The following is an 11,208-nucleotide window of genomic DNA, read 5'->3' as shown; positions in this document are numbered from 1 at the left end:
ACTCCTTTTCGAGTTTCTAGGCTTTCTTTAATAGCTAAACCTCTGTGTTGTAATTCCATACCCCAGATGACTTTATTATTTTGAACTAACGCAAAACCTGTAGTTTTACTCCCTGGATCTTATTTTTAWTWCAATCGGTTGAGTTGGAACTTCAGATTTAGGTTCTTTCAAAATTATGGTAAATGGAAATCTTCTAAATACAGCAGCTTTTTGTTGATTTAATAAAAAACGTGCATCTCCTGGATGAATTGGAGTAAGTGGTTTTTTGTTGGTATCAAGAACTAGAACAAAATTAGACATTTAAATTTCACCTTTTCAGGGTAATGTTTGCTTCAACCTTGTTATCTGAGCTTGTTATGCTAAATACACTATCCTTGCGGATTGTTTAATAAGTAGCAACATGGCAGGGGACTAGCGAATCCCAAGGTGTTATGACCTAGATAACGTTTACTCATGTTTTGAGTGGTTTGGTTCACATAAACTACAGATTACTCCGTTTATTTATGCTCTCTTTGTCGTGAGAATCATCGGACTGATGTTGGATACCCTAATACTAAGGCATTAATCCGACGTTGCCTTAAATGTAAAAATAATGTCTCACGCCAAGGCGCATTCGGCGTTCGCGTAGCGTCCCGTAGGGAAGCCGTTCCCGTCCGTCGCGCAGCGTCGCGAAGGGAAGGGTAGGCGCAAAGAATTGGCGTGAAACTCACATCCTGATGCTATTCAGCAGGTTTGTTGGTAGCTCGATTAGCACGCGCCTCGGCTGAAGCCATGACTTCATCAAAATTTTCTAGCATTTCACCAGGGAAATTTTCTAAAACCCTAGTAGAAATAGCCACACGACCTTTACCTTCATCTAAGTCAATAATTACAGCTTTAATTGTTTGACCAATTTGAAAGACTTTTTCGAGAGATTCAATGTATTTTTGGCTAACTTGCTTAATATGTAGCAACGCACTAAGACCATCTAAATCTACAAATATCCCAAAAGGTTTAATGCCAGTAACTCTACCTTCCACGAGCTGATTTAATTGTAATAAGCTGAAGCTGCTAGAACGAGTTGCCAAGCGCTGGGAAAGTATCAGTTTGTTGGTATTACGATTAATTTCTAAAAAAGCCACAGTCAAACTTTGACCTTTAAGAGCTTCTAGATTATCACGCTCTGCTAAATGCGATCGCGGAATAAATCCTCGCAAGGAGAGTATATCAACGGTAACACCACCTTTATTCACACCCGTGACTCTAACTTGCACAGTCTGGCCACCTTCGTTCATTTCGGTCAGTCGTTCCCAGACTTGCTGAATTTCCAACTGCTTGCGAGAAAGGGTGACTTGACCTTCTGCATCCTGATCTCGGATAATCAAAAACTCCAGTTCCTCTTGCAATGGCAGCACCTCCGATAAATCGGTAACTGCTCTCAAAGAAGCCTCTTCACGGGGGAGAAAAGCGGATGACTTACCACCAATATCTACATAAGCTCCATTGGGGTCAAGTTGAAATACTTTCCCACGTACAACTTGTCCTTTTTGAAACTGGTAGTCGTGTACTTCTAATGCTTTGGCAAAATCGTCCATCGTGAAAGACGAATTGGCAGGTTGAGAAAGTTTCGATTCGGAGTTCATGACAATTGAGGATAAATTATTATTTGATATGATGCCACTGGAGTTTTACTAAACACCTAACAAATTCCGACCTAGTAGGAGTGTTAGGTAATTATGGCTTGATTATTTGGTAGGCAAAACAACCTAAAATAGCTGGAATAGTCCCCAATCTGGGAACTTTCCCCTACTTTTTTCTTTAGTACAGCACGGCGTAAATTAGGACAACCACTAAGAAATCAATGAAAAGGCTATAGAGTCAGATTTTTAACTTTTGACCCCTTCGGGGTTCGCCAGTTGCTCATGAGGGAAACCCCCTTGGCGTTAGCCTCTCCCTTTGGGAGAAGACCGCACTGGCTCACTTTTGACTTTTGACTTCCGCCCTGCGGCACTAGGCTCCTAACACACTGCCAAAAAGTTGTTTCACCTGCTCCCAAGCATCAGCTGCGGCTTTAGGATTATAGCTGGCGCGATGGTCACAAAAAAATCCGTGGTTAGCTCCATCGTAGCGAAACACACGATGGGAAATTTGGTATTTTTCTAATTCTGCGGCAATTTGATCTACCTGTTCGCCGGGGATGCTGGCATCTTCCATCCCAAAGAAAGTATATATTGATCCTTTTATATCTGGGGTAAGGGTAATAGTGGGAGCGCCACCACCTGGTGTGCGCGTAGTAATGCCAGCACCGTAAAAGGAAGCAGTCGCTGTGATATCTGGTAGGGTCGCAGCTAAATATGCTACATGACCACCAAAACAAAAGCCAATACAGCCAAAGCTATCTGGTTTCACCTGGGGTAGAGTTTTGAGATAGTCGATTGCTGATTGAATATCACTCAATAACTCTGATGCTTGAGTTTGCTTCCAAGCATATTCTCTGCCAATTTCTATATCTTCCGGGGTGTAGCCTGTTTCAAAATCAGGTGCTTGACGTTGAAAAAGTGCCGGGGCGATCGCAATATATCCTTGTTGAGCAATTCGTTCTGTAACTTCCCGAATGTGAACATTGACACCAAATATCTCCTGTAATACCACAACTCCTGGATAAGAACCAGGTGCTTGTGGTTGCGCCAGATAAGCTGATATTGGGAGATTATCTTGCGAAAGTTTCACCGTTGTGGTATCTATTATTTGCTCTGTCATAAAAATTTTTACCAGTGCTGTGTCATTAGGTATCACGATTTTCTACTAAAATTACGGGGATGGGGCTAGTTTCTAAGACTGCTTGCGATACTGAGCCAATGAGGACTTTTTCCCAAGGCTGATGACCCCGTTTTCCCATGATAATTGCTGTAGCATGATGCTCTTGGGCAATGTTAATAATTTCCTCTGGAACCGTACCTGTAACAGTGATAAATTTATATCTGATATCTGATAACAATTGTTGAGTTTGTGACTCTAGTTGTTGAATTTCTCGCTGATTGGGCTGATTAACTATATGCAAAACTATAACTTCACCATTACTGCGTCGTGCTAAATCTGCGACTTTGGTTAATACTGCTGTAGCTAAACCTGATGTATCAACGGCTGCTAGTAATAATGTACGAGTCGCAACTGTAACTTTTGTGGGGTCAACTTCTCCCCGTTCTAATAATTTAGGTGCAAAGGCCATAGTTGCCCAAGCTCCTAAAGGTGCTGTAATTAAAATTGATAAGGCTGCGATCGCTAAAATTATCTCACCTCCAGTAACACCTTGAGCCAGGGGAATTGCTCCAATAGCAGCTTGTACTGTAGCTTTGGCTGAATTTCCTGGTAATAAAAACAATCTTTCCCGCCAATTCCAATTACTGCCCAGTGTGGAAAGATACCAGCCCAGCATCCGACCGATAAGTAAACCAATTGCTAGAATTGCTAAACCGGGGAAAAGAATATTTCCTAATACTTGCAGTTGAATAGTTGCACCTAATAAAACAAACAAAAAAATCTCGGCGACTATCCATAAACTATCAAAGCCACCGCGCAACCTTCTCGCTAGAGGTGCGTCTAATTCAATTAAGAAAAAACCTAAACTCATAGCTGCTAAATAACCAGAAAAGTAAGGCAACTCATGAGCAGAAATTACTAAAAATAAGGCAATACTGGCAGCAATTAGAGTATCTTGAACGGCGTTTTGAGTCCAATTTTGTTTTACTAATAGGATAACCAGAAAGCGGGCTGCTAAATATCCGAATACTATTCCTAGTAAAATCTGCATGATCATTTGCAGTGGTAGCAGTTGTAGAGGAGTCAGTACCAACCCACCAGGAAGGATAATTAGCTCAACGCCTCCATCAGCCAAAAAATTCAGCAACAGGCTGAAAACCAGCAATAGCAGCACATCAGATAAAGCACTACCAGTTAAAATTGCATCGGGGATACCTTTGGTAACGCCCCAGCCTAAACTTTTGAGTCTCAGCATTCCGGGAACAATCACTGCTGGAGATTCTGCACCAATGATACAGCCCAAGAGTAAACCAGTGAGAAAGTCAAATTTAAAGATTACCATAGCTGTGAGGGCAATGGCGATCGCCTCCGTTGTTGCAGGTAAAAATCCCAAACGCAGCGCCACAGTTCCCTGTTGAGCTAACTTTTCTCTATCTAAACCTAATCCTGCTTTCATCAAAATAATCATCACCGCCAAAGTTCTTAAATCATCAGCAGCATTAAGCATTTCTGGACTAATTACATTTAGTGCTTGGGGGCTAAGAATCATCCCCACTAAAATCATGCCAATTAAAGGTGGAGCGCCTAAACGCCGGGCAAATTGTCCCACAAAAAAGCCCATCATTAAAATCCACAATATACTGCCTAACATTCCCATAACCCCTGAAAGTGCAATTTGTAGAGAAATAACTATCAGCTAATCACATATTGCTATTTACGATACTAATAACAATATCGGCTTTGCTTAAATGAAAAAAATGAATTTGCATTCCATAAATAGATAGGAATTTATATGTTATGCTTCGTATAGGAATCACAAAAGTAAAAGCAGTAGAAAAATTCACATAATTGAGACAAGCTCAATAAAGTTTTTTTGCTCTGGTAAATTCACTTCGATTCGTTACCGCTTTTTGTAACGAATAGGTAAACTCAGGCTAGGTAGGATAGTAACTTTCGTAACAACTTGAAGTCAATCAAAACTGCCTTGGTATGGGCTAGTGAGACTTGGCTAACCTAGTTGGGATTACCCTCCAGATGCAATTAAACTTAGAGTCTAGGAAGAAAGACTTTTAGTAAAACTTAACAATTCAATAGAAATTAGAACGGTTATTGACTTAGCACAAGCGGCGAAAAATATTCTTAACCGCGAACTAAGTTATAGCATTCTTATCTGTTGGAACATCAAGTTCAAGCCGAGCTGATACTGTTCCACATATCCAGGAATTTAACCATATTGTCAAACATCACCAAGAAATTGCCGACGCAAGAGTGCCACTTTTAGGCGAGGATTTATCTCCTTGTATTACTCATGATATGGCTAATTCAATGAATTAGAAGTTCTTGGCGTTCATAACATCAGCAAAATCAGGAAAATTGTAGTCACCATTGAGAGTAAATTGCAATGTTGGTTGGTTAGTTCTGTATTTCAGGGATGCACTCTACATAAATAAAATTCCTGCTGCAAATACTCTTAAGGTCTGAGCAACCGATTGGGATACTACAACACCTGATAATGCTAGATTCAAGCTTTTTAAAGCTGCGTCATCAGTGCATCTGGTAACACTTGCAATATCACTTGAGCAATTTCCTAAAAAAAATACTCTGCATCAACGCAACTTTTTGGCAGAGGTGATATATGGATGAGAACTGAACTTCAAGTGTCAGCTTCTCAACTGAAAAAACGTGGCAGAATTCGCTGCAAATATCAGACTCGTGGTGGTTTAACTATACCTAACCAAGCCTGAAGGACTGATAGAAACGTTCAAACCAATCAACAAAATAATTGTAGGAAATCATTATCATGACTGACGAAAAAATTAGACAAATAGCATTCTACGGTAAAGGTGGTATTGGTAAATCTACTACCTCTCAAAATACCTTGGCTGCTATGGCAGAAATGGGTCAGCGCATTCTTATCGTCGGTTGTGACCCCAAAGCTGACTCCACCCGTTTGATGCTACACAGTAAAGCTCAAACCAGTGTTCTACAATTGGCTGCTGAAAGAGGCGCTGTAGAAGACATCGAATTACATGAAGTCATGCTGACCGGCTTCCGCGATGTCCGTTGTGTAGAATCAGGTGGTCCAGAACCCGGTGTAGGTTGCGCCGGTCGGGGTATTATTACCGCCATCAACTTCTTAGAAGAAAATGGTGCATATACAGATGTTGACTTCGTATCTTACGACGTATTAGGCGACGTTGTATGCGGTGGTTTTGCGATGCCAATAAGAGAAGGTAAAGCGCAAGAAATCTACATTGTCACATCAGGTGAAATGATGGCGATGTACGCTGCTAATAACATCGCTCGTGGTGTTCTTAAATATGCTCACACTGGTGGTGTGCGCTTGGGTGGTTTGATTTGTAACAGCCGTAACGTTGACCGGGAAGTTGATTTAATCGAAACCCTGGCGAAACGCTTGAACACCCAAATGATTCACTTCGTACCTCGCGACAACATTGTACAACACGCTGAGTTGCGTCGGATGACTGTCAACGAGTACGCACCTGATAGTAATCAAAGTAACGAATATCGGACCTTGGCTACCAAGATTATCAACAACAAAAATCTGACAATTCCTACACCCATCGAAATGGAAGAACTAGAAGAATTGTTGATTGAATTTGGTATTCTTGAAAGTGAAGAAAATGCAGCTAAGTTAGTTGGTAAAACATCTACTGAAGCACCAGTCAGTAAGTAATTATTGAGAGTGGATACTAATCATCCCCAAAATTCTTAACTTTAAAAAATAGCCTTAGCTAGAGTAGTAATTTCACAATTATCCTCTAGCTTTTTCTTTTTCAGAACACAAATAAATTAGTTTTATTTTGGTTTAAATAAAGTTTTCAAATATCAAATCGATAGGGCTACGCTATACACACAAATCGTCGTCGCTTTCACATCTGGGTTTTACCCCCTTTCCAAGGCTACGGAATTAAGGTGTACACATAAATCATTAAATTACTCCAAATCTTTTTTTTGTAGGGTGTGTTGTCGCGTAGCGCAACGCACCATCCTAGATTTTCGGTGAGTTAGGACTAACGTCCATAACACACCCCACCCAAATAAAGGTTTTTAAACTTGTGTGTACACGATTGCTTCTATGAATATTGAACATGAATATTTTGAGCAAGCTGGGGAATATAAATCTTTTGAGGGAATTTGTTTAGTTGATACTTTTGAAGACCAAAATATCACACAATTAGATTTATTTAGCCCGGAGAATATGAAGCGGGTAGAAAAACAAAGACAGTCAAATCTTTTTGTAATTATTGGCAATCCTCCTTATAATGTAGGGCAGTTGAATGAAAATGATAATAATAAAAACCGCAAATATACTAATAAAGATAAAACTGGTATTGATGATCTTGTTTCCAAAACTTACGGAAAAGCATCAAAAGCAACATTAAAAAATAAACTAGCAGATCCTTATGTAAAAGCGATTCGCTGGGCAAGTGAGAGAATTAACGATGAAGGTATTATTGCCTTTGTCACTAATAACAGTTTTATTGAGCAAATAGCTTTTGATGGGATGAGACAGGAACTAGAAAAGAAGTTTGATAAAATTTATATATTTGATTTAGGGGGGAATGTTCGCAAAAATCCCAAGTTGTCTGGGACAACTCATAATGTATTTGGTATTCAGGTGGGAGTCAGTGTTAATATATTTGTTAAAAAAAGAGTCTAGAGGTGATTTTATGCAAAGCTCAATACCTTCTCAGTTTACTATTGAAGTTGAACAAGAAGATGACGGTCGTTGGATTGCAGAAATTTTAGAAATACCTGGTGTTTTAGTGTATGCTTTTACTCAACAACAAGCTATATCCAATGTGCAAGCTTTAGCTCTGCGAGTGATTGCTGATAAATTGGAACATGGAGAAATTTGCTTAGGTTTGACCAGTCTCACCTTTGTTGCAGCATAGGGTATGGTGATATGAGTCAGTGGTCATCGACAAAAGCCAGAAAAGTATTAGCTGCACTAGAGAAAATTGGGTGGTGTGTTAAACGACAAACCGGATCGCATAAAATTTTAGCGCGAGAAGGTTGGGATGATTATGTATTTGCGTTTCGGGATAGTGATGAAATTGGCTCGAAAATGCTGGCTCGTATAGCTAAGAAAACAGGATTACAACCAGAAGATTTATGAGAAAAGCGAAAATTTATTATGCTCGGATAGATGAACTTTGGCGCAAAGAAGAAAAATTAGCATATTTAGAAAAGCTTCAGCATACTGGTGATGTAGAATGGCAAGAAATTAAACCCGATAAAAATCATAATTGGTTAACTGAAGGTTTAGAAGATGAATTTGAACATTTTATAGCAATTGGTAATCGAGAAGCTAAATCTGCTGCTATTCAAAATCAAAAAGTAGTGTTTAAGCTATTTAGTTTAGGTGTAAGTACAAATCGAGACGTTTGGGTTACAAATTATAGTATTAAAATTTTAGAAAGCAATATAAAAAATACGATTACAAATTATAACGAACAGGTTATTAAATTGAAAAATTCTGAAACTTCCGTTGTGAATGTTGATGAATTTATTACTTATGATGATGGTAAAATTAGTTGGAGTAGCACACTGAAAAATCATCTCAAAAGAGGTACGTTAAACAAATATGATTTAACCAGAATTAGGTATTGTTTATATCGTCCTTTTTGTAAGCAATATTTATACTTTGATAAAATTTTAAATGATCGTCGTGGTCAGTTTCCAGTAATTCTTCCGACTCCTGAAACAGAAGAAGAAAATAAGGTGATTTGGCTGAAAGTAGGTAGTGAAATTCCGTTTTTTCCTTTGGTAGTTAATCGAATACCAGATTTATTACCTCAAGGTGGTTCTCAATGTTTCCCCTTCTACACCTACGACGAAGACGGAACAAACCGCAGAGAAAATATTACTGATTGGGCGTTAGAAGAATATCGCAACCATTACCAAGATACCACCATTACTAAATGGGATATTTTCTATTATACATACTCAGTTCTCCATCATCCCGACTACCGGGAACGCTACGCAGCAAACCTAAAACGAGAACTTCCCCGTATTCCCTTCGCGCCAGAATTTCATCCTTTCGCAATAGCTGGAAAACAACTTGCAGAAATTCATATTAACTATGAAAAACAGCCCGAATATCGTCTGAAACATCTAGAAAATAAAGACTTACCCATTGATTGGCGTGTAGAGAAGATGCGCCTTTCCAAAGATAAAACCCAAATCAAATATAACGACTTTCTGACATTAACAGGTATACCGCCAGAAGCATTTACATATCGCTTAGGCAACCGTTCGGCTTTAGATTGGATCATAGACCAATATCAAGTTACCACAGATAAACGTAGCGGCATTACGAATGATCCCAATCGCCTGGATGATGAGGAGTATATTGTGAGGTTAATTAAACAGGTGGTGACTGTGAGTTTAGAAACAATGAAAATTGTGAAAAGTTTGCCAGATTTAGGCTTACCAAAAGAGTAAAAATATGAAGTAATACTTGAGGGTGAGTGCTACCAACCCCAAATATTCTTAGAGGATGTTTTAAAAGTAGTTTGTTGTAATGTTAAGCACGAGTTTATCCCCCCTTTTTAAGGGGGATTTAGGGGGATCTAAAAGGTTTTGCTACTAAAAAGAGGACTTTTCAAACATCCTTTAAATCTATACGGCGGTTTGTGTATTATCTTTGATACTACTCAAACAGAAACTAATGTGGGAACGGATGGCTTTTTCGTAAACTCCAGTTTGGTGTGTGCGTACTCCTATTGGTTGATATATCAAGTTAATGTCTGGAAAGTCGCACCAGGACATTAAAAATATATCTTTGGCTGGAGTGATAATTTCATAATTATTCTCTTGCTTTTTCTTTTTCAGCTTACAGTTGTTTAATTTTAATTTTTGTCTAAATAATGTTTCAAATTCGGAAATTAAATTTGAAGTATCTGGCATTGTTTATACACGGTTAATCGTGCTGCTTGGTTAAACATTATTTTGTGATCTTACTAAGTAAGTATTGAACTTGAGTTTTGATCACAAGGTAATCTATCAGTTAAACGGGTATTGATAAATTAAAGTATTTAATGTACCTTTATTTGCCTCACCATACTTTACACTGAGTTTTTGCAGGTAAATATTGTAATTATAATTGTTACTACCCCTAAAGTATATCCTTTTTTAGGAAAGTATACATATTTTTTTATAAAAAAAAGTAGTTTAAAAAACTAAACAGGCTGGTACAAGTCTAGATACCATGCCCAAGTTTAAGCGGGAAATCCGTACTAAAGATGAGGGTTTTTCTGCACAAATATCTGAGTTTAGCTAGATAGAATTACAATGAGATTTAAGCGATGCTGTTGTCTAAAAATACCAAGACAGCATGAGCGGGAGAGCAAAATTATGAACAATCAATTGAAAACGGTTGCTTTGCTAGCTGTTCTTAGTGGTCTTTTGATTGCTATTAGTTACTGGATAATTGGCGGTACTGCTGGTTTGATTATAGGAATTGGTTTAGCAGCAGCCACAAATTTGTTTTCTTGGTATCAGTCAGATAAAATAGCGTTGGGTGTTTACCGCGCCCGTCCTGTGAGTCAAGCCCAAGCACCGGGACTCTATCGGATGGTGGAGAGATTGTCTCAACGCGCTAATATTCCTATGCCAGGAATTTACATTGTTCCTAGCCAAACTGCCAACGCTTTCGCTACGGGACGCGATCCAGAACACGCGGCTGTAGCTGTTACTGAAGGCATTTTGAATATATTACCAGATGATGAACTCGAAGGCGTAATTGCTCACGAACTGACTCACATTATTAATCGTGATACTCTCACACAAGCGGTTGCAGCCACAATTGCTGGGGCGATTTCGTTTTTGGCGCAAATGGTTAGTTACAGTTTATGGTTTGGTGGTGGAGGTTCGCGAGATGGTGACAGAGGGGGAAATATTTTCGGTGTTTTGTTAACTGTCATACTTGCACCCATAGCTGCTACAATTATTCAACTAGCAATTTCCCGCACACGGGAGTTTTCCGCCGATGCAGGTGCTGCTAAATTAACTGGTAATCCTCGCGCTTTGGCTCAGGCGCTGCAAAGGCTAGAAGCTACAGCCAAGCAACTACCTTTGAATGCTAACCCAGCTTTTGAGCCGTTATTGATTATTAATCCCATTTCTGGTAAGTTTATGGGTAACTTATTCTCTAGCCACCCTGATACGGAAACACGAGTTGCAGAATTACTCAAATTAGAGCAAGAACTACCAAGAACTGCTTATTAAATTATTGGTGTTAAGAACAAAGAACTCGGATAATAAATATACAGCTATTCTAGAAATCAGCCACTCTGAATAAAACACTTTGGCTATGGGCTGTGAGTTCGTTGAGTATTTCCTAAATAAGGCAGTTGATTGAACAGATAAGAACACACCAAAAAATAAATTACCCAATAATTGTAGGAGGTGTTAGCGCAGCCTATAAATTGGGTATTTTTT

Annotated in this window: 10 protein-coding genes and 1 pseudogene; 6 read left to right on the top strand and 5 right to left on the bottom strand. The window is 39.0% G+C overall.

Going from position 1 to position 11,208, the window contains the following annotated elements; translation table 11 throughout:
* The 4 genes and pseudogenes from NSP_RS15315 to NSP_RS15300 all read right to left on the bottom strand — a co-directional run.
* Positions 1-300 (bottom strand): annotated as a pseudogene (locus NSP_RS15315) (RRXRR domain-containing protein); the annotation flags it as partial.
* 419 nt (positions 301-719) lie between these two features.
* Complete coding sequence (locus NSP_RS15310) at positions 720-1,622, bottom strand: S1 RNA-binding domain-containing protein (RefSeq protein ID WP_042203029.1); 903 nt, start codon at positions 1,620-1,622, stop codon at positions 720-722.
* 367 nt (positions 1,623-1,989) lie between these two features.
* Positions 1,990-2,739, bottom strand: coding sequence for a dienelactone hydrolase family protein (locus NSP_RS15305; RefSeq protein WP_017804204.1), 750 nt, complete (start codon positions 2,737-2,739; stop codon positions 1,990-1,992).
* A 25-nt stretch (positions 2,740-2,764) separates the two neighbouring features.
* The gene (locus NSP_RS15300) at positions 2,765-4,390 is read right to left on the bottom strand and encodes a cation:proton antiporter (RefSeq protein ID WP_006195292.1); all 1,626 of its coding nucleotides are present in this window, start codon (positions 4,388-4,390) and stop codon (positions 2,765-2,767) included.
* A gap of 1,149 nt (positions 4,391-5,539) precedes the next feature.
* On the opposite strand from NSP_RS15300, the gene nifH reads away from it, so the two are divergent.
* The 5 genes from nifH (at position 5,540) to NSP_RS15275 (ending at position 9,210) form a co-directional block, all read left to right on the top strand.
* Complete coding sequence (gene nifH / locus NSP_RS15295; protein WP_006195291.1) at positions 5,540-6,436, top strand: nitrogenase iron protein; 897 nt, start codon at positions 5,540-5,542, stop codon at positions 6,434-6,436.
* Between the two features lie 402 nt (positions 6,437-6,838).
* Positions 6,839-7,423, top strand: a complete 585-nt coding sequence (locus NSP_RS15290) for a hypothetical protein (protein ID WP_006195290.1) — start codon at positions 6,839-6,841, stop codon at positions 7,421-7,423.
* Positions 7,424-7,433: 10 nt separating this feature from the next.
* Positions 7,434-7,658: a type II toxin-antitoxin system HicB family antitoxin gene (locus NSP_RS15285; protein ID WP_042201855.1), complete on the top strand. Its 225-nt coding sequence runs from the start codon at positions 7,434-7,436 to the stop codon at positions 7,656-7,658.
* An 11-nt stretch (positions 7,659-7,669) separates the two neighbouring features.
* On the top strand, positions 7,670-7,882 hold the full coding sequence (locus NSP_RS15280; RefSeq protein ID WP_006195288.1) for a type II toxin-antitoxin system HicA family toxin: 213 nt from the start codon (positions 7,670-7,672) through the stop codon (positions 7,880-7,882).
* Positions 7,879-9,210: a type ISP restriction/modification enzyme gene (locus NSP_RS15275; protein WP_006195287.1), complete on the top strand. Its 1,332-nt coding sequence runs from the start codon at positions 7,879-7,881 to the stop codon at positions 9,208-9,210. The genes NSP_RS15280 and NSP_RS15275 overlap by 4 nt, the downstream gene beginning before the upstream one ends.
* A 177-nt stretch (positions 9,211-9,387) precedes the next feature.
* Here the strand turns inward: NSP_RS15275 and NSP_RS15270 are convergent, their stop codons facing one another.
* Positions 9,388-9,675 (bottom strand): hypothetical protein, encoded by a 288-nt coding sequence (locus tag NSP_RS15270; RefSeq protein ID WP_006195286.1) that lies wholly within the window; start codon positions 9,673-9,675, stop codon positions 9,388-9,390.
* Between the two features lie 447 nt (positions 9,676-10,122).
* Here NSP_RS15270 and NSP_RS15265 point away from each other — a divergent pair, with 447 nt between their 5' ends.
* Positions 10,123-10,995 carry a zinc metalloprotease HtpX gene (locus NSP_RS15265; protein WP_006195285.1) on the top strand — a complete coding sequence of 291 codons (873 nt, stop codon included), beginning with the start codon at positions 10,123-10,125 and terminating at the stop codon, positions 10,993-10,995.
* Positions 10,996-11,208 lie beyond the last annotated feature (213 nt).

Origin of the sequence: Nodularia spumigena CCY9414, assembly GCF_000340565.2 — a bacterium.
Taxonomy (GTDB): domain Bacteria; phylum Cyanobacteriota; class Cyanobacteriia; order Cyanobacteriales; family Nostocaceae; genus Nodularia; species Nodularia spumigena.
Note: the sequence above shows the minus strand (reverse complement) of the source record. Positions and strands in the feature narration are given on the sequence as shown.

Coding starts and splice junctions, on each gene's coding strand:
- NSP_RS15310 (WP_042203029.1), bottom strand. CDS start 1,622: ATGAACTCCGAATCGAAACTTTCTCAACCTGCCAATTCGTCTTTCACG.
- NSP_RS15305 (WP_017804204.1), bottom strand. CDS start 2,739: ATGACAGAGCAAATAATAGATACCACAACGGTGAAACTTTCGCAAGAT.
- NSP_RS15300 (WP_006195292.1), bottom strand. CDS start 4,390: ATGTTAGGCAGTATATTGTGGATTTTAATGATGGGCTTTTTTGTGGGA.
- nifH (WP_006195291.1), top strand. CDS start 5,540: ATGACTGACGAAAAAATTAGACAAATAGCATTCTACGGTAAAGGTGGT.
- NSP_RS15290 (WP_006195290.1), top strand. CDS start 6,839: ATGAATATTGAACATGAATATTTTGAGCAAGCTGGGGAATATAAATCT.
- NSP_RS15285 (WP_042201855.1), top strand. CDS start 7,434: ATGCAAAGCTCAATACCTTCTCAGTTTACTATTGAAGTTGAACAAGAA.
- NSP_RS15280 (WP_006195288.1), top strand. CDS start 7,670: ATGAGTCAGTGGTCATCGACAAAAGCCAGAAAAGTATTAGCTGCACTA.
- NSP_RS15275 (WP_006195287.1), top strand. CDS start 7,879: ATGAGAAAAGCGAAAATTTATTATGCTCGGATAGATGAACTTTGGCGC.
- NSP_RS15270 (WP_006195286.1), bottom strand. CDS start 9,675: ATGCCAGATACTTCAAATTTAATTTCCGAATTTGAAACATTATTTAGA.
- NSP_RS15265 (WP_006195285.1), top strand. CDS start 10,123: ATGAACAATCAATTGAAAACGGTTGCTTTGCTAGCTGTTCTTAGTGGT.